This is a genomic window from Streptomyces sp. NPDC107522 (genome assembly GCF_055657525.1).
Genome location: NZ_JBVKAU010000007.1, coordinates 291,499 through 312,324 on the forward strand (window position 1 = coordinate 291,499; position 20,826 = coordinate 312,324).

Here is a 20,826-nt window from a genome sequence, read left to right on the forward strand (position 1 = left end):
GCCAATGATCACCGGACGTATCGCATGCGGGAGCATCGCCGTACTGCTCGCCGGGGCCGCCCTGCTGCCGGTCGGTAGCGCCACGGCGGAACCCGTGGACCCCGCACCCCCGGCTTCGGGACCGCAGGCCGAGCCCGCGGCTCCGGCTTTCGTTCCGCGGGCCGACCCCGTACCTCCGGCGTACGGACCGCAGGCCGACCCTGCGCCCCCCGCCTCCGGACCGCAGGCCGAGCCCGCACCCCCGGCCTCCGGACCGGAGACCCCAGAGCTCGTGCCCGGAATCCCCCTGAACCTGTTCCCGGCCTGGCAGATGGACACGCCCGACCAGGCCCTGGAGCCGAAGGTGTACAAGCCCAGCGCCGAGGAGGACGCCGTCGAGCCGCAGGACGCGCCGGAGGGGGCGGACGACCGCGTGGAGTACGTCGATCCCATCGACGCCCTCGGGGGCGTGAAGTGCAGCGAGGAGACGGGGGTGAAGCAGCGGGAGGTCGAGCGCTGGCTGAAGCTGCGAGTCGACGGGGAACAGTCGGCCGCCGACTGCCGGGCCATCCGCGCCTTTCAGAAGAAGCACAGGATCAAACCCGCCATTGGGTACGCCGGGCCTGTGACATGGGCCACCATGCAGCTCCTCTCCGCCGGGAACAACCCGAACGCCGCCAAGAAGTGCCCGGTGCGCGGGTACCGGGTCGCCTGTGTCGACCTCGACCGGCAGCTGACCTGGGTGCAGGACAGCAAGGACGTCGTCTTCGGGCCCGTGCCCATCCGGAGCGGAAGGGAGGGGTACGGGACGCGCACCGGGTGGCACGCCGTCTACTGGCGGCACAAGAACCATGTGTCGTCCCTGTACAAGAGCCCCATGCCCTACTCCCAGTTCTTCAGCGGGGGCCAGGCCTTCCACGGCATCTACGGCAACATCTTCACCCCCGTCGGCTCGATGGGCTGCGTCAACATGACCCTGGGCGACGCCCGGAAGCTGTGGCGGGTGCTGAAGAAGGGCGACCGGGTGTACGTGTGGGGACGCAAGGTGGAGGAGTAGGTCGTCGGAGGAGTAGGTGATGGCTCCCGGCGCGGCGGCGCTGTCGTACCCCTCTGAGACACTGGGGGCGCGATGACAGAGACAGCAGCCCTGCGGACCGCCCCCCTGCGTGCCCGCGCCGAGATCGACCTGGCCGCCCTGCGGGCCAATGTGCGGAGCCTGCGCGCCCATGCGCCGGGCGCGGCCCTGATGGCCGTCGTGAAGTCGGACGCGTACGGCCACGGGGCGGTGCGGTGTGCCCGCGCGGCCGTGGACGCGGGCGCCGGCTGGCTGGGTACGGCCACGCCGGAGGAGGCCCTCGTGCTGCGGGCCGCCGGGCTGGACGACGTACGGATCATGTGCTGGCTGTGGACACCGGGCGGGCCCTGGCGGGAGGCGATCGAGGCCGATCTCGACGTCTCCGTGAGCGGGATGTGGGCCCTGCGGGAGGTCACCGAGGCCGCCCGGCAGGCCGGCGCCCCCGCGCGCGTGCAGCTCAAGGCCGACACCGGGCTCGGGCGCAACGGCTGCCAGCCGGGTGACGACTGGGCCGAGCTGGTCGGTGAGGCGCTGCGGGCCGAGGCCGACGGGCTGATCCGGATCACCGGGCTCTGGTCGCACTTCGCCTGCGCCGACGAGCCGGGCCATCCGTCCATCGCCGCCCAGCTCTCCCAATTCCGGGAGATGCTCGCGTACGCCGAGGCGCGGGGCGTGCGGCCCGAGGTGCGGCACATCGCCAACTCGCCCGCCACGCTCACCGTCCCCGACAGCCACTTCGACCTGGTGCGCACCGGCATCGCGACCTACGGCATCTCACCCAGCCCCGAGCTCGGCAGTCCCGCCGACTTCGGGCTGCGGCCCGTGATGACGCTGTCGGCGTCCCTCGCGCTGGTCAAGCACGTGCCGGGGGGCCACGGCGTCAGTTACGGCCATCACTACATGACCCCCGGCGAGACCACCCTCGGCCTGGTCCCCCTCGGCTACGCCGACGGCATCCCGCGGCACGCCTCGGGGGCGGGGCCTGTCCTGGTCGGCGGCAAGTGGCGTACGGTCGCGGGACGGATCGCCATGGACCAGTTCGTCGTCGACCTGGGCGGGGACGAGCCCGAGCCGGGCGCCGAGGCCGTGCTGTTCGGGCCCGGCGACCGCGGCGAGCCCACCGCCGAGGACTGGGCGCAGGCCGCGGGCACCATCGTGTACGAAATCGTCACACGGATCGGAACGCGCGTTCCACGCGTCTATAAGGATGCGTCCGAGTGATGCGTCCATGTGATGCGTCTTCGTGATGCGGCTATGTGACGCGGGCAATGTGATGCGTCCGTCCGAATGCGGTTATGTGAATGAGGAACGAGACGGGTAACCCGTAGCGGCACCGGACTGAACCACGGGCATCACCCAGCGAAGAGGAGCGGTACGTGAGCGAGAGCAGTGCGGAGGCCGCGGTCGCGGCCGTCGCCTCCGCCACGGGGGCGGCCGCGAACTGGCGCAGGGCGACGGGTATCGCCGGTGCCGCGATAGGCGTGATCGCGGCCGGCGCGGCCGCCGGCGTCGCCATAGAGCGGATGACCGTGGGCCGCGGCATGCGGCAGAAGGCCCGGCTCGCCCTGGACTCGGCGGGACCGTACGGCTCGCTGCGCGGCACGCCCGGCAAGGCGCACGCCGACGACGGCACGGAGCTGTACTACGAGGTCGACGACATCGACCCCGACGCCGCCCCCGCCCTCACCCCGCGCCGTCGACGCCTCTTCGGACGCAAGGCTCCCGCCCCCGTCACCGTCGTCTTCAGCCACGGCTACTGCCTCAACCAGGACTCCTGGCATTTCCAGCGCGCCGCGCTGCGGGGCGTCGTGCGCACCGTGCACTGGGACCAGCGCAGCCACGGCCGGTCCGGACGGGGCGTGGCCCAGACGCAGGACGGCATCCACGTCGACATCGAGCAGCTCGGGCGCGACCTGAAGGCCGTCATCGACGCGGCCGCGCCGGAGGGGCCGCTCGTGCTGGTCGGGCACTCCATGGGTGGGATGACGGTGATGGCGCTGGCCGACCAGTACCCGGAGCTGATCCGTGACCGGGTCGTCGCCACCGCCTTCGTCGGTACGTCGTCCGGGAATCTCGGCGAGGTCAACTTCGGACTGCCCGTCGCAGGAGTGAATGCCATTCGGCGGGTGCTGCCGGGCGTGCTCAGGGCGCTGGGGCAGCGGGCCGAGCTGGTGGAGAAGGGGCGCCGGGCCACCGCCGACCTGTTCGCCGGGATCATCAAGCGGTACTCGTTCTCGTCCCGGGACGTCGACCCTGCCGTCGCGCGGTTCGCCGAGCGGATGATCGAGGGGACGCCGATCGACGTGGTCGCGGAGTTCTACCCGGCTTTCGCCGACCACGACAAGACCGAGGCGCTGGCCCACTTCACGGACCTGCCGGTGCTCGTCCTGGCCGGGGTGGGCGACCTCGTCACGCCCAGCGAGCACAGCGAGGCGATCGCCGACCTGCTGCCGGACGCCGAGCTGGTGCTCGTGCCGGACGCCGGGCACCTGGTGATGCTGGAGCACCCGGAAGTCGTCACCGACCGGCTGGCCGACCTGCTCACCCGTGCGGGTGCCGTGCCCGCAGGGGCTACCGTAAGTGGCTATGGAAGCACCAGCAGCACCGCACAACGCGGGTGACATCGAGCTGACCGTCACTTCTCCCGACCAGATGCGGGAGCTGGGCCGCCGCCTGGCCAAGGTGCTGCGCGCCGGCGACCTCGTGATGCTCAGCGGGGAGCTCGGCGCGGGCAAGACGACGCTGACGCGGGGGCTCGGCGAGGGGCTGGGGGTGCGGGGAGCGGTCACGTCCCCGACCTTCGTGATCGCCCGTGTGCACCCCTCCCTCGGCGACGGGCCGCCGCTCGTGCACGTCGACGCGTACCGGTTGTCCGGTGGGCTCGACGAGATGGAGGACCTCGACCTCGACGTCTCGCTGCCCGAGTCGGTGATCGTCGTGGAGTGGGGCGAGGGCAAGGTCGAGGAGCTGACCGAGGAGCGGTTGCAGGTCGTGATCCACCGGGCCGTCGGAGACACCACCGACGAGGTGCGGCATGTCACGGTGACCGGGCTCGGGGAGCGGTGGGCGGCGGTGGATCTGAGCGTGCTGTCCGCGTGAGGGGGCAGCGGCCGCATTTGCCTGCATGAACATTCCGACAAGACGTCGGCAAGATGTTGCGTTCGCGGTCTTGCGCGTGGTCACATGGTAGCCAGTCCGTAGTTAGGTGTACCTAACTACGTCCCTCCCGGTCCCAGGAGGCGTCCATGTCGGCCTCAGAGAACAAGGTCCAGCAGCCGCATGTGGTTGCCGGGGTGTCCATGCGTGATCTGCTGGCGGCCGGTGTCGCGGCGAGCGTGATCTCCACGCCGCCGAGGTCGCCTGAGCCGGAGGCGGTTCGGCCGTCCGCCGGGCACGGTCACAGCAAAGCTGCGTGAGCGCTGGGCTTGAAATGCCGCGACAGGGGGTGTCGCGATGTGTCGTCCGGCGGGTGCGGCGCCGTCGTGGCCGGTCGCGCAGTTCCCCGCGCCCCTTTAGGGCGTTGCCCTGACCGCTCCCTGACCTGCCTACGGGATCACTGCCACCGTTCGGCCGATCGTCGCGAACTCCCACATCGCGTTGCCGTCGGCTCGGGTCTCGCGGATGCCGCCCGTTTTCACCGCGGGGTCGGGTGGGGGCGTCGTGCCGTCGACGGCGGCGCTGAAACCGATGGTGATGCCCTGAACGGTGGTGAAGCGGACGACGTGCTCGACGGGGCGGCCGTCGGAGCCGGTGACCGTGTTGGAGCGGGACGTCACCGTGTAGACACCCGGCGCCGGGTCGACCGATCCGGGGGTCACGCGGAACGTGTGCTTGACCGTGTCGCCCTCGCCCACCAGCCACACCCGCTTGCCGCCCACCGAGTACACGACCCGCACACCCGTACCCGAGCCGACGGGCAGTGCGGCCGGGTCCTTCCCGTGGCGGGCGGTCTTGGCGGTACTCACCTCGGGTGAGCCGTTGGCACGGGGCTTGCCCAGGTCGGCCGTAACGCCGGCGGAGGCCTGGTAGCCGAGGAATCCGACGGTCGCGAGGGCAGCCGCCGTCAGCAACGCCACGAATCCGGAGCTGCTGCCTGCCACCGTCGCCCACCTCAGTGTTCGAGCCGTAGGGAGTGATCAAGTCCGACCGTAGCAGCCGTCAAGCGCCGGGTCGGGGCGGCGCTTCCGGGGCTGTGAGCGCCGTAGGCTGTTTGCGTGCTCTTGCTCGCTCTGGATACCGCCACCCCCGCCGTCACCGTCGCGCTGCACGACGGTACGGACGTCATCGCCTCGTCGAGCCAGGTGGACGCGCGCCGGCACGGCGAGCTGCTGCTGCCGGCCGTCGACCGGGTCCTCGCCGAGGCCGGTGTGACGCTCGACGCCGTCACCGGCGTCGTCGTAGGCATCGGCCCCGGCCCCTACACCGGACTGCGCGTCGGTCTGATGACCGCCGACACCTTCGGGCTCGTCCTCGGCGTCCCCGTGCACGGCGTGTGCACGCTCGACGGCCTCGCGTACGCCGCCGACATCGAGAAGGGCCCCTTCGTCGTGGCGACCGACGCCCGGCGCAAGGAGGTCTACTGGGCGAAGTACGCCGACTCCCGCACCCGCCTGACCGACCCGGCCGTCGACCGGCCCGCCGACATCGCCGACGAGGTCGCCGGACTGCCGGCCGTCGGCGCGGGCGCGCTGCTGTACCCCGACACGTTCCCCAGCGCCCACGAGCCCGAGCACGTGTCGGCGGCGGCGCTGGCCGCACTGGCCGCCGGGAGACTGGCGGCGGGCGAGGAACTCCCCGCGCCCCGGCCGCTGTACCTGCGCCGGCCCGACGCCCAGGTCCCCAAGAACTACAAGGTGGTCACCCCCAAGTGACACAAGTGCAAGCGGTGCTGCGCGAGATGCGCTGGTGGGACATCGACTCCGTCCTGGAGCTGGAGAAGGACCTCTTCCCCGAGGACGCCTGGTCCCGGGGCATGTTCTGGTCCGAGCTGGCCCACTCGCGGGGGCCCGAGGCGACGCGGCGCTATCTCGTCGCCGAGGAGGGCGAGCGGATCGTCGGCTACGCCGGCCTCGTCTCCTCCGGAGACCTTGCCGACATCCAGACCATCGCCGTCGCCCGAGACCACTGGGGGACCGGGCTCGGCGGGCGGCTGCTGACCGAACTGCTGCGGGCCGCGACCGCCTTCGAGTGCGCCGAGGTCATGCTGGAGTGCCGCGTGGACAACGTCCGCGCGCAGAAGCTGTACGAGCGTTTCGGCTTCGAGGCCATCGGCTTCAGGCGCGGCTACTACCAGCCGGGCAACGTCGACGCCCTCGTGATGCGACTGACCGACCCTTCCACTTCCGTACCAGGAACTCCCGTACAAGGAACCGAGATCAATGGCTGACGAACCACTCGTCCTCGGCATCGAGACCTCCTGCGACGAGACCGGCGTCGGCATCGTCCGCGGCACCACCCTGCTCGCCGACGCCGTCGCCTCCAGCGTCGACGAGCACGCCCGTTTCGGCGGTGTCGTGCCGGAGGTCGCCTCCCGGGCGCACCTGGAGGCGATGGTCCCGACCATCGACCGCGCGCTGAAGGAGGCCGGGGTGAGCGCCCGCGACCTGGACGGCATCGCGGTGACCGCCGGTCCGGGGCTGGCCGGCGCGCTGCTGGTCGGCGTCTCGGCCGCGAAGGCGTACGCCTACGCGCTGGGCAAGCCGCTCTACGGCGTCAACCACCTCGCCTCCCACATCTGCGTGGACCAGCTGGAGCACGGCAGCCTGCCGGAGCCGACGATGGCGCTGCTGGTCAGCGGCGGCCACTCGTCGCTGCTGCTGTCGGCCGACATCACCTCCGACGTGCGGCCCCTGGGCGCGACCATCGACGACGCGGCCGGCGAGGCCTTCGACAAGATCGCCCGTGTGCTGAACCTGGGCTTCCCGGGCGGTCCGGTCATCGACCGGTACGCGCGCGAGGGCGACCCGGAGGCGATCGCGTTCCCGCGCGGTCTGACCGGGCCGCGCGACCCGGCGTACGACTTCTCCTTCTCGGGGCTGAAGACCGCCGTGGCCCGCTGGATCGAGGCCAAGCGGGCGGCGGGCGAGGAGGTGCCGGTGCGGGATGTCGCTGCCTCCTTCCAGGAGGCCGTCGTGGACGTGCTGACCCGCAAGGCCGTCCGCGCCTGCAAGGACGAGGGCGTCGACCACCTGATGATCGGCGGCGGTGTCGCCGCCAACTCCCGGCTGCGGGCGCTGGCCCAGGAGCGGTGCGAGGCGGCCGGGATCCGGCTGCGGGTGCCCCGGCCGAAGCTGTGCACCGACAACGGGGCGATGGTGGCCGCGCTGGGCGCGGAGATGGTGGCGCGTAACCGGACCGCGTCCAGCTGGGACCTTTCGGCGGACTCGTCGTTGCCGGTGACGGATCCTCATGTGCCCGGGGATTTCGGCGACGAGGGCCACGGCCACGGTCATGCCCACCACCACGGTCACGACCATGTGCACGAGGTCGGCAAGGAGAACCTCTACTCGTGACGGTCGCGTTGATGTGGGAGGCGCGGGCGGTTCCCGGGCGGGGCGAGGAACTGCTCGCCTGGGCCCGGGCGCAGGAACTGGCCGTACGGCCGCTGCGCCGGGAGACCTTCCGCGCCCCGCAGGACCGGGTCCTCGTCATCACCTGGTGGGACGCGGACTACGACGCCGTACTTCCCGAAATCCCCGAGCCCGACGGTGAGTTGGTCACGCGCGCGGTGCATCGGTGGCGGTTCGAGGCAGTAGAGGAAGGCTAGCGGGGCGCCGGGGAAGTGCCGGCTGCTCTTCGGCACGCCTTGATCCGGTCAGTCCCGCGCCACCTCCACCTCGCACACCAGCCGCCGGTCCGGTCCCAGCTCCCGTACCGGCCCCCTGAGTTCGACCCGGGCCGTATGCCGTACGTCGGCACTCGACGCCGCCAACCGCAGCTCCAGGACACCCGGTTCGACGATCCGGCGGCCCGTGCGGTCGGTGAAGGAGGAGAGGTCCGCGTGGAAGTGGAAGGTGACGCGGCTCGCCTCGCCCGGTTCCAGCTCCACCCGCTGGTAGCCGATCAGCCGCACGTCCGGCCGGGTCACCGACGCGACCGGATCGTGCAGGTACAGCTGGACCACCTCCGCGCCCGCGCGGTCGCCCGTGTTGCGGACCTTCACCGACACGTCGTACGAACCGTCCGTGCCGATCTCCGCCGTGTCCGTCGTGTCGTCGCCGCCCGTGCCGTCCTCCCACACGAAGGACGTATAGGACCGTCCGTGTCCGAACGCGTACAGCGGTGTCGGATCCAGGTTGCTGACCTCGTCCGCCAGCCCCAGCGGCGGCTGGAGATACGTCCACGGCTGACCCCCGGGCACCCGCGGCACGCTCACCGGCAGGCGGCCCGACGGGTTGACGCGGCCCGACAGCACCCCCGCCACCGCCGGGCCGCCTTCCTCCCCCGGGAAGAACGCCTGGACCACCGCGGCCAGGCGTCCGTGCCAGCGGCCCAGGGCGTAGGGGCGGCCGGTGAGGAGAACCAGGACGACCGGGACGCCCGTGGCGACCAGTGAGTCGAGCAACTCGCCCTGTACTCCGGGAAGCTGGAGGTCGGTCACGTCGCAGCCCTCGCCCGACGTGCCCCGCCCGAAGAGCCCCGCCCGGTCGCCCAGCACCGCCAGGCACACATCCGCCTCCGACGCCCGCGCCACGGCCTCCTCGAAGCCCGCCGTGTCCGGGTCGGACACCCCGCAGCCCTCGGCGAACGTCACCTTGGCGTCGGGGAGTTCGGCGCGCAGCGCCTCCAGGACCGTGGGGATCTCGATGCCCATCGGGACGTCGGGATGGTGGGTGAGGACGTGGGACGGGAAGGAGTAGCAGCCCAGCATCGCCAGGGCGTCGGCCGCGCGCGGGCCCACCACAGCGATACGGGCGTCGGGGGAGAGGGGCAGCACGCCGTCCGGGTTGTCGAGCAGGACCACGGACTGCTCGGCCAGGCGGCGGGCCAGCGCGCGGTTCGCGGGGGAGTCCAGGTCGATGTGGGTCGCCGCCGGCTCCGGGGTCCAGTCCTCGTCCAGGAGGCCCAGCTCGCACTTCTGGAGCAGGACCCGGCGGGCCGCGCGGTCCACCAGCTCCTCCGGCACATCGCCTGCCCGCACCGCCTCCAGGAGCGGCTTTCCGTAGCAGTTCAGCGTCGGCAGCTCCACGTCGAGACCGGCGGCCAGCGCCGCGTGCCCGGCCTCGGCGGGCGTACCGGCGACGCGGTGCAGGGTCTGCAGGAAGGCGACGCCGAAGTAGTCGGCCACGACCGTTCCGGTGAAACCCCACTCCTCGCGGAGGAGTTCGGTGAGCAGCGCCGGGTCGGCGGAGGCCGGGACGCCGTCCGTCTCGTTGTACGCCGCCATCACCGAACGTGCCCCGCCCTCGCGCAGGGCCATCTCGAACGGGGGCAGCGTGACGTCCGCGACCTCCCGGACGCCCGCCCGCACGGGGGCGAGGTTGCGGGCGCCCGCCGAGGACGCGTACCCGGCGAAGTGCTTGAGCGTCGCGATGACGCCGGCCGACTCCAGGCCCCGGACGTAGGCCGTGCCGATCGTGCCGGTCAGGTACGGATCCTCGCCGATGGTCTCCTCGACGCGGCCCCAACGCGGATCGCGTACGACGTCCAGGACGGGCGCGAGGCCCTGGTGGACGCCGACCGAGCGCAGGTCCTGGCCGATGCGGCGGGCCATCTCCTCGACGAGCGGGGGGTCGAAGGCGGCTCCCCACGCCAGCGGTACCGGGTAGGCCGTGGCCTGCCAGGCCGTGAAGCCCGCCAGGCACTCCTCGTGGGCCACCGCCGGGATGCCGAAGCGGCTCGCTCCGGCGATCCGGCGCTGGGCGCGGGCCAGTGCCTGCGCGCCCAGCGCCGGGTCCACGGGGGCGGTGCCGAAGGAGCGGGTGAGCTGTCCGAGGCCGTGGGTGATCAGCTCGGCGAAGTCGTCGGCGGAGACCGCGGTCATGTCCTGCTGGTGCGGGGCGACTCCGTCCCCGTCCGTGGCGGCGCCCACCCACACGCCGTACAGCTGGGCTGTCTTCTCCTCCAGGGTCATCCGGGAGAGGAGGGCGTCGACGCGGTCGGCGGCGGGCAGGGCGGGGTCGCGCCAGGGGGCGGTGGTCATGAAACTCCTGTCGGGGCGGGGCCCACTCGCGAATGTTTCGTTGGTCACCTCGAATGTTCCGGGAACCTAGGCGTGGTGAGAAGGGTTCGTCAAGAGGTCGCGCAGGGATACGATCGCCGCCATGAAACCCTCGGAGTCCGCTGAAACCCGGACGACAACGCGTGGAACCGGGACGACAGGCCGGTCCGCACAGACCGCGACGCTCGCCGAGATCGCCCGCGAGGCCGGCGTGTCCGCGCCGACTGTTTCGAAGGTCCTCAACGGACGTGCGGACGTGGCCCCGGCCACCCGCACCCGGGTCGAGGAACTGCTGCGCGCCCACGGCTACCGGCGCCGGCGCGCCGAGGCCGGCCGCTCGCCGCTGATCGACCTGGTCTTCCACGAGCTGGAGAGCGCGTGGGCGATGGAGGTCATCCGCGGCGTGGAGAACGTGGCCCGGGACGCCGGCCTGAGCGTCGTGCTGAGCGAGAGCGCCGGCCGGCTCACCCCCGGCCGGACGTGGGCCGACCAGGTGGCCGCCCGCCGCCCGCACGGTGTGGTCCTCGTGCTGTCCGGCCTCGACGAGTCCCAGCGCGCCCTGCTGACCAGCCGGTCCATCCCGTTCGTGGTGATGGATCCGGCGGGCGACCCGGGCGCCGACGTGCCGTCCCTCGGGGCGACCAACTGGCAGGGCGGACTCGCCGCCACGCGGCACCTGGTCGAGCTGGGGCACCGGCGCATCGGCGCGATCACCGGACCCTCCCGGATGATGTGCAGCCGCGCCCGCATCGACGGCTACCGGGCCGCCCTGGAGACGGCCGGGCTCCCGGTCGACCAGGACCTGGTCCGGCCCGGCGACTTCCACCACGAGACCGGCTACCGGCAGGGCCTGGAGCTGCTGCGCCGCCCGGACCGGCCCACCGCCGTCTTCGCCGGCAATGACCTGCAGGCGCTCGGGCTGTACGAGGCCGCGCGCGAGCTGGGCCTGCGGATTCCGGAGGACCTGAGCGTGGTCGGCTTCGACGATCTGCCGGTGGCGCGCTGGGTGGGGCCGCCGCTGACGACCGTACGGCAGCCGCTGACGGAGATGGCGGAGGCGGCGGCGAAGCTGGTCCTCGACCTGGCGCGGGAGGAGGGGGCGCCGGTGGCGACGCGGGTGGAGCTGGCGACCAGCCTGGTGGTGCGCAGCAGCACGGGGACGCCTCCGGCGGTTTAGCGGCGCGGTTCAGCAGCGCACAAGGGTTGCTGATTGACGGGTGTTGCGTGCCGCCCCACACTGCACCGAAGCCAATCGGTTGTTCGACCGAAACTTTCGGAGGCACCCGCCATGAGATCTCTGAGAACCGGCTTATCCCTGACAGCACTCGTCACCTGCCTCGTGACGCTGTTCACCGCGCCCGCGGCGCACGCCGCCGACACTCCCCTCCGCGACCTCGCCGCCGCCAAGGGCAAGGTCATGGGCACGGCCGTCACCGGCTCCAGGCTCACCGGCACCTACGGCGACATCGCGGGCCGCGAGTTCAACGCGCTGACCCCCGGCAACGCCATGAAATGGGGGTCGGTCGAGCCGACGCGCGGCAGCTTCAACTGGGCGGAGGCCGACCAGATCGTGGCCTTCGCCGAAACGCACGGCCAGCAGGTGCGCGGCCACACTCTCGTCTGGCACAGCCAGAACCCGAGCTGGCTGACGAACGGCAGCTGGACGTCCGCCCAGCTGAGCCAGCTGATGAACGACCACATCGCGCTGGAAGTCGGCCGCTACAAGGGCCGGCTGGCGACCTGGGACGTGGTCAACGAGCCGTTCAACGAGGACGGCACCTACCGGCAGACCCTCTGGTACAACGGCCTCGGCGCCGACTACATCGCCCAGGCCCTGACCGCGGCCCGCGCGGCCGACCCGAGCGCCAAGCTGTACATCAACGACTACAACGTCGAGGGTCTCAACGCGAAGAGCACCGCCCTGTACAACCTGGTCAAGTCGCTGAAGGAGCGCGGAGTCCCGATCGACGGGGTGGGACTGCAGGCTCACCTGATCCTCGGCCAGGTGCCGTCCACGATGCAGCAGAACATCCAGCGGTTCGCCGATCTCGGCGTCGACGTGGCGATCACGGAGCTGGACATCCGTATGCAACTGCCCGCGGACAGCGCCAAGCTGACCCGGCAGGCCGCGGACTACAAGGCGGTCATGAACGCCTGCCTCGCGGTGTCGCGGTGCGCCGGCGTCACGGTCTGGGGGTTCACCGACTCCGACTCCTGGATCCCCGGCACCTTCCCGGGGCAGGGCGCGGCGACGCCGTACGACGAGAACTACGCGCCGAAACCGGCGTACCACGCGATCGCCGAGTCGCTGGGCGGCGGCACGACGACTCCGCCACCCACGGATGCGTGCACGGCGACCTACAGCGTCCCCAACCAGTGGAACACCGGCTTCACCGGGCAGGTCAGGATCGCCTGTTCGGGGGCGGCGCTGTCGTCCTGGAAGGTCAGCTGGACGTTCGGCGCGGGGCAACAGCTCACGCAGGCCTGGAACGCGAGCTGCACGCAGTCGGGGGCGACGGTCACCTGTTCCAACGCCTCGTACAACGGGACGGTTCCCGACGGGGGTTCGGTGTCCTTCGGGTTCAACGGGTCGTGGAACGGGAGCAATCCGGTGCCGGCGGTGAGCCTGGGCTGAGCGCGGGATGCGGGCCGGGCCGGTCGGCCAATTGGTCAGTCGGCCGGGCCGTTCGGGCCGGGAAGTCTGAGAATTTCCGAAGAAAACCCGGTCTGGCGTTCCTGCCCGTAATAATTCGGACTTACGTTCCTCCCTGTGACTGGACGAGACGAGAACGGGGACGACGGCAGACGAGTGGGCCGGCGGTCGAGAGCACTGAAGACCGTCGGCATCGTCCTGGCGGGCGCGGTGGTGCTGGGCGTGGGCACGGCGGGCTGGGCCTACTGGCACCTCGACGACAACATCCAGAGCGTCGACATCAACAACGCGCTCGGCGACGACCGTCCCGCGAAGGCGGTCACGACACCGTCGCCGTCGGCCTCCGCATCGGCGTCCCCTCTGCCCACGGAGTCCCTGAACATCCTCGTCCTCGGCTCGGACTCGCGCAGCGGTGAGGAGAACCAGGAGCTCGGCGGCGGCAGCAGCACCGGCGCCCGCTCGGACACGGCCATGGTGGTCCACCTCGACGCCGGCCGCACGGGGGCCACGATCGTCAGCATCCCGCGCGACACCCTCGTCACCCGCCCGTCCTGCCCGTTGCCGTCGGGCGGTTCGACGGAAGTGGCGTACAACTCGATGTTCAACAACGCGTACGCGGTCGGCGGCCCCGTATGCGCCGTCAAAACCGTCGAGTCCATCACGAACATCCGCATGGACCACTACATCGAGATCGACTTCTCGGGCTTCGCGAAGCTGGTGGACGCGCTGGGCGGCGTCACGGTCACGACGGACGAGGACATAGACGACGAGGACAGCCACCTTCAACTCGACGCGGGCACCCATCACCTGGACGGACAGCAGGCCCTGGCCCTGGCCCGCACCCGGCACGGCATCGGCAACGGCAGCGACCTGGGCCGCATAGGCCTCCAGCAGAAGCTGGTGAAGGCCCTCCTGGACCAGATCTCCACCGCCGGCCTCCTCACCGACCCGGCCCGGCTCTACCGCGTCGCCGACGCGGTGACGGGCAGCCTCACCACGGACACGGGACTGGACTCGCTGAGTGAGCTGATGGGGCTGGGGCAGAGCCTGAGGGCTTTGTCGTCGGATGCGGTGCGGACGGTGACGATGCCGGTGGTGCCGGCGGCTTCGAACCACAACCGGGTGGTGGCGAACGAGCCCGAGGCGAGCGAGCTGTGGGAGTCGTTGCGGTGAAGGACCGCTCGTAGCGGGTACTGCCTGCGGAAACGCCGGCCGGAGAAAAAGTTCCAGGAAATCCGGGGAGCGTGTCGATCCAGGGGTCTCCCGTTCGACGCAGGGGTGAGAGGCCGGGAAGGATCCGGCCGATCCCAGCGGAACCGAACCGACCCGAACCCGAGGAGTCACCATGCCCCGCTACCTGTCGCTCGTGAAGATCGACGAGAACACCATGCCCGCCGAGGGCCCCAGCCCCGAGCTGATGCAGCGCATGGGCGAGCTGATCGAGGAGGTCACCAAGGCCGGCGTCATGCTCGACACCGCCGGACTGACGCCGTCCGCGCAGGGCACCCGGCTGCACTGGGAGGGCGGCAGGATCTCCGTCACCGACGGGCCCTTCACCGAGGCCAAGGAGGTCGTCGGCGGCTACGCGATCATGCAGTGCAAGGACAAGGCCGAGGCGCTGGAGTGGACCAAGCGGTTCCTGAAGGTGCACGAGGAGTTCTGGACGGTGACCTGCGAGGTGCGGGAGATCGCGGAGGGCTGAGCCTTCCTTGGCCTGTGGCCACGCGGGGTGTTCGATGGTGGGTTGTGGAACCACAGCCCGCCGTCGACCCGTACCGGAGCGACCCCGCCGCCGATGCGCGCCGTACCGTCGAGACCGTCTTCCGTATCGAGTCCCCGCGTGTCATCGCCGCCGTCGCCCGCCTCGTCCGCGACGTCGGCATCGCCGAGGAGCTCGCGCAGGACGCGCTCGTCGCGGCGCTGGAGCAGTGGCCCCGGGACGGCATCCCCGACAACCCCGGCGCCTGGCTCATGGCCACCGCCAGGCACCGCGCCGTGGACCTGATCCGCCGCCGCGAGAACTACGCCCGCAAGCTGGCCGAGATCGGCCGCGACCTGGAGACGACGGCACCACCGCAGGAGCCGGCCGCCCACTACGACCCCGACGACATCGACGACGACCTGCTCCGCCTCGTCTTCACCACCTGCCACCCGGTCCTGTCGCCGGAGGCCCGCATCGCCCTCACCCTGCGCCTCCTCGGCGGCCTGACGACACCGGAGATCGCCCGGGCGTTCCTGGTCCCGGAAGCGACCGTCGCCCAGCGCATCGTCCGCGCCAAGCGCACGCTCGCCACGAAGAACATCGCCTTCGAGGTCCCGTACGGCCCCGACCGCGAGGCCCGCCTCGGCTCGGTCCTCGACGTCATCTACCTGATCTTCAACGAGGGGTACGCCGCCACCGCAGGCGACGACTGGCTGCGCCCGGCGCTGTGCGAGGACGCGCTGCGCCTGGCCCGAGTGCTGTCGGGACTGATGCCGAAGGAGCCCGAGGTCCACGGCCTGACCTCCCTCCTCGAATTCCAGGCGTCCCGTACGGCAGCCCGCACCGGCCCGTCCGGCGAACCGATCCTCCTCAAGGACCAGAACCGCAGCCGCTGGAACCGCATGCTCATCGCCCGCGGCATCGAGGCGCTGGCCCGCGCGGACGCCACGGCCACGGGCGCCCCCGGCCCGTACGCACTCCAGGCCGCGATCGCCGCGTGCCACGCGCACGCGTACACGTACGAGGAGACGGACTGGCAGACGATCGCCGTCCTGTACGGCCTGCTCGCCGCCCGGTCCCCCTCTCCCGTGGTCGAGTTGAACCGAGCGGTCGCCGTGTCGATGGCGGAGGGACCGGAACCCGCACTGGCGATCGTCGACACCCTCGCCTCCGAACCCGCCCTGCGGGACTACCACTTGCTGCCGAGCGTGCGCGGAGACCTGCTGGCGCGCCTCGGGCGTACGGAGGAGGCGCGGGCGGAGTTCGTACGGGCCGCGGAGCTGACGCGCAACGCGCGGGAGCGGGAGATGCTGCTGGAGCGGGCGGCCGCCGCCGAGCCCTCCCGGTAGCGCCTCGGCGCCGGTGTGCCTCGCTGCCGCCGAAGCCTCCCCGTAGCGCCTCGACCGCTGCCAGAATCGACGCGGGACTTCCGAGAACTCGGAGAACTCGGAGAAGTCGGAACACCGCAGAACGCTGAGAGCTCGGGGGATTCGGGGGAGTGGGCCGTGTCGCGGGAGAACCTCGCGCTGGACGAGGCGTCGATGATCACCGCCCTGGGCGCCGTGATCGTGGCGCTGATCGCGGGAGCGGTCACCGTCTGGCAGACGCAGCGGACCCGGCGGCTGGAGAACGAGAAGATGAGGCTGGAGAGGGAGAAGATCCAGCTTCAGTTCAACGCCGACCTGCGTCTCAAGGAACAGGAGTGGGCCCACGAACGGCGAGTCTCCGAGCGCGAGCGCAGACGCGCGGCCCAGGAGGAGACGGAGCCGGCCCGGCCCCGAGTGGCCGACCCGCCGGCCGCCCTCCCCAGCAGCCTGGTCGCGGAGGCGGCGGCCTACTGCGCGAAGCTCGCACGGGAACTGTCCACGCTGAAGATCCTCGACATGTCCCGCCCCCTGCGCCTGGACCGCCTCTACGTCCAGGTCCGCGTCCAGGAACAGCAACCCCTCCGCTTCGTCCGCGAGGAGCAACTCGACCAGGAACGCGGCCGGCCCGACACCCGGCGGGAGGCCTTCGCCCCGGAGACGGCGGCGGCCCACACCTACGCCCCGATCGACGCCCTCCAGCGCTACCAGCGCATCGTCGTCGTGGGCGACCCGGGCGCCGGAAAGACCACCATGCTCCGGCACCTGGCCCTGCTCATGGCCGCCCGGACGGAGGGCGCCGAGCTCCCCGAACTCCCCGCGTACGTCGAGCTGTTCCGCTTCACCGAGAGCGGCCACGACTCGCTGCTCGACTACCTCGCCGAGCACTGGGCCGACCAGTACGACTTCACGGACGCCCGCGAGTATGTCGAGCAGAAGCTGGCCGACGGCTCGGCGGCCCTGCTGCTCGACGGCCTGGACGAGGTCCTCGGCGGCGAGAGCGCGGAGGACGCGGCCGGGGCCTACGGCCGTGTCACCGACGAGATCACCCGGCTGGCCACCCGCTTCCCGAGAGCACTGATCGCCACGACGTGCCGCCGGCACGGTTGGCAGGGCGGGCTGCAGCAGTTCCAGGTCCTGGAGGCCCTGGACTTCGAGTGGCCGCAGATCGAGACCTTCATCGCCAACTGGTTCGGCGAGCGCGACCCCCGACGGGGTGCTCTCGTCCGCGCGCTGTCCACCAACGCCCGCCTGCAGACCCTCGCCGCGAACCCGCTGCTGCTCAGCCTGATCGCGATCGTCTACGAGCGGGACCTGGAGCTTCCCGAGCGCAGAGCGGCGTTGTACCGGCGGTGCGTCGAGGTCCTCCTGCGTGAGTGGGACGCGCACCGCAAGGTCACCCGCTACAGCCGCTTCACGACCGACCGCAAGCAGGACCTCCTCAAACAGATCGCCTGGCACTACCACCAGCGGGGACAGCGGTACTTCCGCGAGGACGACCTGCTGGAGCTGATCGCCGACTTCCTCCCGACGATCGACCTGCCCCGCGCCGACAGCCGCGCCATCCTCGACGAGATCGCCGCCCAGTACGGCCTACTCAAGGCACAGGCCCACGGCTGGTACGGCTTCCTCCACCTGACCCTCCAGGAGCACTTCGCGGCGACGGCCCTGCTGGAGCAGGGGGCGCCGGGCATCGAGCGGGCGGTGGCGGCGCGGTTCGACCCGTGGTGGGAGGAGGTGATCATGCTGCTGGCGGGGGCGTTGCCGGATGCGACGCCGTTGTTGCTGGGGGTGCTTCAGCTGAAGCCCGGGCGGCGACGTACCCGGCGGGGCGGTGCGGACCTGCTGCGGCTGCCGAACGACGATCTGTTCCATACCGATCTGCTGCTGGCCGCACGGTGTCTGACGGGGAGTCCGCGGGTGGCGGATGTGGAGTTGCGGCGGCAGATCATCCGGACCGTGTGGGAGCTGCTGGAGTCGACGCCGTACACCGAGGATCGGCAACGGGCGGCTCAGGCGATCGTGGGTGTGCTGGCGTCGGAGGAGCAGCTCGACGAGGTGATCGGTTGTATCGCCGACGTCGACCAGGACCAGGACGTGAGGCTGGCGCTCGTGGACGCGCTGGCGGTGCACGGTGGCCGGAAGGCGGGCGAGCGGCTGCTCGGGGTGTTCACTCTGCAGTCCGAGCAACCGGACAGCTTGCGCGACCGCATCATCAATGCGCTCGGAGTGCTCCATGTGGCCCCCGCTGTTCCCGCGCTGCGCGGAGAACTGGAAGAGGTGCTGAGCACGCGGCGGCTGCCCGACGGAAGTGCCGAGGGGTACAGGGTGGACGATCACGTGGGCACGCTGGTCAGAGCATTCGCAGCCGCGGGAGGGGCCGTCGACGTTCTCCTGCGAACGCTCGACGTCGTCGCGGGGTGGAGGTACAGCTGGTCGGTCGTCCGTGGGGTGTCCGCTGCCCTGACCGAGCTGAGGGACCCCGGCATGGAGCAGCGGCTGCTGGAGTTCCTGAAGCAGGACAACCACTGGTTCCACGAGCGCCAGACCCTGGCCGAGGCCTACCTGGACATCGCCGGTGATCGCGGAGCTGACGCTCTCCTCGACCTCGTGCGGTCGGACCGGGCAACGGACTTCCAGAAGATGCCGCTGATGGGCGCCCTCGTGGAGTTCACCGGCAAGGGGCATGGGTGGGCGCACCGCTCCGCCCTGCTCGCGCTCGCAGGCGATGACACCGTGGCATGGCAGCTCCGCTGGCTGGCGTGCGAGTGCCTCGACCACACACCGGGCACCTCCACGGAGCTGGCACCACTCCTCGAAAGCCCCGACGTCCGCGTCCAGGTGGCCGCGGCCGCCACCTTGGCGGCCTGGGGCACACCGCCCCGTCTCGACACCATCCGTACCGCGATCCTGGGCGGCAGCCTTTCGCCGGGCCTGTCGAACGAAGCGGACCCGCCTCTGTTGCGGAGCTGGGGGGCCAGGATCTCCCGGCGCCTGGGCACGGTACTGGCCCCGTACGGAGACATCGGTGTGGTCCAGCATTTCTACGACATGGCGGCCTCGGTAGACGAGAACGAATTGACCCAGGCTGCGCGCTTGTGGATCGATGCGTTCGACACGGAAGTCGCGGTGGACGCGTTTCTGGTCCATCTGAGGCACCGGGACGATTCCTATCCCGACTACATTCCGTCACGGGTTCCGCGCTCACGGGTACGAGCCGTCATCCGCTATACCCAGGAACCCGTGCTCAGGAGCCTCACCTTCGTCGACCTCATCAACGGGCAACTGCTCAGCGCGGTAGCCAAGATCGCGGACGATGCCGAAACCGTCGCCGGGCTCTTGCAACTCGCCAAGCAATATCGTCGCTTCCCGTTTCCCCGTAACGCCGCATACTCCGCCGCCTACGAAGTAAGCCGCCGAGCCCGAGTCCGGGTCCTCCCCAACCACAGAATCGTCCCGCTCTCCCGCCCCTAAGCCGGCCGCCCCACCAGCATCGTCGGCGCCCCCGCCACCCGGGTCAGAAACACCGTCGCCGAGTTGGGCCCCTGCGGCTTGACCTTCTTCCGCAGCTCCTCCGGCTCGACGGCCGACCCCCGCTTCTTCACGGTCAGGATCCCGACCCCCCGCTCCCGCAGCAGCGCCTTCAACTTCTTCACGTTGAAGGACAGTTGGTCGGTGATCTCGTACGCCGTCGCATACGGCGTCGGCCGCAGCTCGTCCGCCGTCACGTACGCGATGGTCGCGTCGACGAGCCCACCGTCCAGCTGCCGCGCCACCTCGGCGACCAGATGCGCCCGGATGACAGCCCCGTCCGGCTCGTACAAATACCGCCCCACGGGCCGCAGTTCAGGGTCGGGAAGCTGGGAGGAGACCAGTGTCCTCGGCCCCGGCAACAGCGTGGCCCGTACGCCCCCGGGCTCCGTCCCGAACCACAGCACCGCCTCCTTCACATCCCCGCCGTCCGAGATCCACTCGGCCTCGGCATCGTCGGGAATCGCCTCGTGCGGAATCCCGGGCGCGATCTTCAGCGCGGCCCGCGGCGCCTTGCGAGCCGCCTCCACGGCCCAGGACAACGGCGGTGAGTAAGCCTCCGGGTCGAAGATCCGGCCGCGTCCACCCCGCCGCGCCGGGTCCACGAACACGGCGTCATAACCGCCCGTGTCCACCCCGACGACATCCGCCTCCCGCACCTCGACCAGCTCCCCGAGCCCCAGCGCCGCCACATTCGCCCGCGCCGCCGCGACCGTCACCGGATCCCGGTCCACCGCCAGCACCCGGATCCCGGCCCGCGCCAGCGCGATCGCATCGCCCCCGATCCCGCAGCACAGGTCGGCGACCGAGCCAACCCCCAGCTCCTTCATCCGCTCCGCGCGATACGCCGCGACACTCGCCCGCGTCGACTGCTCGACCCCGTTCGGCGTGAAGAACATGCGCCCAGCGTCCGCCGCCCCGAACTTGGCCACCGCCCGCTGCCGCAGTCGCGCCTGCCCGAGCGCCGCCGACACCAGCTCGGCGGGGTGCTCGCGGCGCAGACGGGTGGCGACGGCGAGTTCATCGGCGGGGTCGAAGTCGCGCACGGCGTCGAGGAGGGCGCGGCCCTCGGGGGTGAGGAGGGAGGCGAAGGAGGCGAGGTCGTTCACCGGGTCATTGTCGGACAGCGGGTGCGCTGTCCGCTCCCCGCCGGCCCGGGATCCCCGGCTCCCTGCCGGCCCTGGGACCTCCCGGCTCCCTGCCGGCCTGGGGCCCACGGCTCCCTGCCGGCCCTGGACCTCCCGGCTCCCTGCCGGCCCTGGACCTCCCGGCTCCCTGCCGGCCCGGGCCCCCCGGCTCCCTCCCCGTCGGCCGGTGGACCGTCCGCTCCCTATCGGCCAGTCGGTGGATGCTCCGTCCCCG

The 20,826-nt window shown here is 71.4% G+C and carries 18 protein-coding genes; 15 read left to right on the plus strand and 3 right to left on the minus strand.

Annotated elements, in window-relative coordinates; genetic code table 11:
- The first annotated feature begins 4 nt into the window (after positions 1-4).
- The 5 genes from ACZ7L6_RS24660 to ACZ7L6_RS24680 all read left to right on the plus strand — a co-directional run bounded on the left by ACZ7L6_RS24660 (position 5) and on the right by ACZ7L6_RS24680 (position 4,470).
- Entirely contained in the window at positions 5-1,036 is a 1,032-nt protein-coding gene (locus tag ACZ7L6_RS24660) for a L,D-transpeptidase family protein (RefSeq protein ID WP_471927304.1), read from the plus strand.
- Between the two features lie 72 nt (positions 1,037-1,108).
- Positions 1,109-2,275 (plus strand): alanine racemase, encoded by a 1,167-nt coding sequence (gene alr, locus ACZ7L6_RS24665; RefSeq protein WP_471927306.1) that lies wholly within the window; start codon positions 1,109-1,111, stop codon positions 2,273-2,275.
- Positions 2,276-2,430: 155 nt separating this feature from the next.
- Entirely contained in the window at positions 2,431-3,675 is a 1,245-nt protein-coding gene (locus tag ACZ7L6_RS24670) for an alpha/beta fold hydrolase (protein ID WP_471927308.1), read from the plus strand.
- On the plus strand, positions 3,641-4,153 hold the full coding sequence (gene tsaE / locus ACZ7L6_RS24675; protein ID WP_471927310.1) for a tRNA (adenosine(37)-N6)-threonylcarbamoyltransferase complex ATPase subunit type 1 TsaE: 513 nt from the start codon (positions 3,641-3,643) through the stop codon (positions 4,151-4,153). The genes ACZ7L6_RS24670 and tsaE overlap by 35 nt, the downstream gene beginning before the upstream one ends.
- Before the next feature lie 146 nt (positions 4,154-4,299).
- Positions 4,300-4,470, plus strand: a complete 171-nt coding sequence (locus tag ACZ7L6_RS24680) for a hypothetical protein (RefSeq protein WP_471927312.1) — start codon at positions 4,300-4,302, stop codon at positions 4,468-4,470.
- Between the two features lie 129 nt (positions 4,471-4,599).
- On the opposite strand, the gene ACZ7L6_RS24685 is transcribed toward ACZ7L6_RS24680, so the two are convergent.
- Positions 4,600-5,154: a hypothetical protein gene (locus ACZ7L6_RS24685; protein WP_471927314.1), complete on the minus strand. Its 555-nt coding sequence runs from the start codon at positions 5,152-5,154 to the stop codon at positions 4,600-4,602.
- Between the two features lie 114 nt (positions 5,155-5,268).
- Between ACZ7L6_RS24685 and tsaB the strand changes: the two genes are divergently transcribed.
- From tsaB to ACZ7L6_RS24705, 4 genes are read left to right on the plus strand one after another with little or no spacing between them, the layout of a single operon-like run.
- Entirely contained in the window at positions 5,269-5,925 is a 657-nt protein-coding gene (gene tsaB / locus ACZ7L6_RS24690) for a tRNA (adenosine(37)-N6)-threonylcarbamoyltransferase complex dimerization subunit type 1 TsaB (RefSeq protein WP_471927316.1), read from the plus strand.
- Between the two features lie 26 nt (positions 5,926-5,951).
- Complete coding sequence (gene rimI, locus ACZ7L6_RS24695; protein WP_471927528.1) at positions 5,952-6,440, plus strand: ribosomal protein S18-alanine N-acetyltransferase; 489 nt, start codon at positions 5,952-5,954, stop codon at positions 6,438-6,440.
- On the plus strand, positions 6,433-7,566 hold the full coding sequence (gene tsaD, locus ACZ7L6_RS24700) for a tRNA (adenosine(37)-N6)-threonylcarbamoyltransferase complex transferase subunit TsaD (RefSeq protein ID WP_471927318.1): 1,134 nt from the start codon (positions 6,433-6,435) through the stop codon (positions 7,564-7,566). Before rimI ends, tsaD begins: the two co-directional genes overlap by 8 nt.
- A complete protein-coding gene (locus ACZ7L6_RS24705) occupies positions 7,563-7,820 on the plus strand; it encodes a hypothetical protein (RefSeq protein WP_471927320.1) in 258 nt (85 codons plus the stop codon). The genes tsaD and ACZ7L6_RS24705 overlap by 4 nt, the downstream gene beginning before the upstream one ends.
- Positions 7,821-7,868: 48 nt before the next feature.
- Here the strand turns inward: ACZ7L6_RS24705 and ACZ7L6_RS24710 are convergent, their stop codons facing one another.
- On the minus strand, positions 7,869-10,196 hold the full coding sequence (locus tag ACZ7L6_RS24710) for a beta-xylosidase/alpha-l-arabinosidase (RefSeq protein ID WP_471927322.1): 2,328 nt from the start codon (positions 10,194-10,196) through the stop codon (positions 7,869-7,871).
- Between the two features lie 121 nt (positions 10,197-10,317).
- Between ACZ7L6_RS24710 and ACZ7L6_RS24715 the strand changes: the two genes are divergently transcribed.
- The 6 genes from ACZ7L6_RS24715 to ACZ7L6_RS24740 all read left to right on the plus strand — a co-directional run bounded on the left by ACZ7L6_RS24715 (position 10,318) and on the right by ACZ7L6_RS24740 (position 19,407).
- Positions 10,318-11,391, plus strand: a complete 1,074-nt coding sequence (locus tag ACZ7L6_RS24715; RefSeq protein WP_471927324.1) for a LacI family DNA-binding transcriptional regulator — start codon at positions 10,318-10,320, stop codon at positions 11,389-11,391.
- Positions 11,392-11,502: 111 nt separating this feature from the next.
- Complete coding sequence (locus tag ACZ7L6_RS24720) at positions 11,503-12,849, plus strand: glycoside hydrolase family 10 protein (RefSeq protein ID WP_471927327.1); 1,347 nt, start codon at positions 11,503-11,505, stop codon at positions 12,847-12,849.
- Positions 12,850-12,984: 135 nt separating this feature from the next.
- Positions 12,985-14,040 (plus strand): LCP family protein, encoded by a 1,056-nt coding sequence (locus ACZ7L6_RS24725; RefSeq protein WP_471927329.1) that lies wholly within the window; start codon positions 12,985-12,987, stop codon positions 14,038-14,040.
- A 172-nt stretch (positions 14,041-14,212) separates the two neighbouring features.
- Entirely contained in the window at positions 14,213-14,569 is a 357-nt protein-coding gene (locus ACZ7L6_RS24730; RefSeq protein ID WP_471927331.1) for a YciI family protein, read from the plus strand.
- Between the two features lie 44 nt (positions 14,570-14,613).
- Positions 14,614-15,918, plus strand: a complete 1,305-nt coding sequence (locus ACZ7L6_RS24735) for an RNA polymerase sigma factor (protein ID WP_471927333.1) — start codon at positions 14,614-14,616, stop codon at positions 15,916-15,918.
- Positions 15,919-16,074: 156 nt separating this feature from the next.
- Entirely contained in the window at positions 16,075-19,407 is a 3,333-nt protein-coding gene (locus ACZ7L6_RS24740; protein WP_471927335.1) for an NACHT domain-containing protein, read from the plus strand.
- Here the strand turns inward: ACZ7L6_RS24740 and ACZ7L6_RS24745 are convergent.
- On the minus strand, positions 19,404-20,573 hold the full coding sequence (locus tag ACZ7L6_RS24745) for a THUMP-like domain-containing protein (protein ID WP_471927337.1): 1,170 nt from the start codon (positions 20,571-20,573) through the stop codon (positions 19,404-19,406). The two genes, ACZ7L6_RS24740 and ACZ7L6_RS24745, sit on opposite strands and share 4 nt — an antisense overlap.
- Positions 20,574-20,826: the final 253 nt, after the last annotated feature.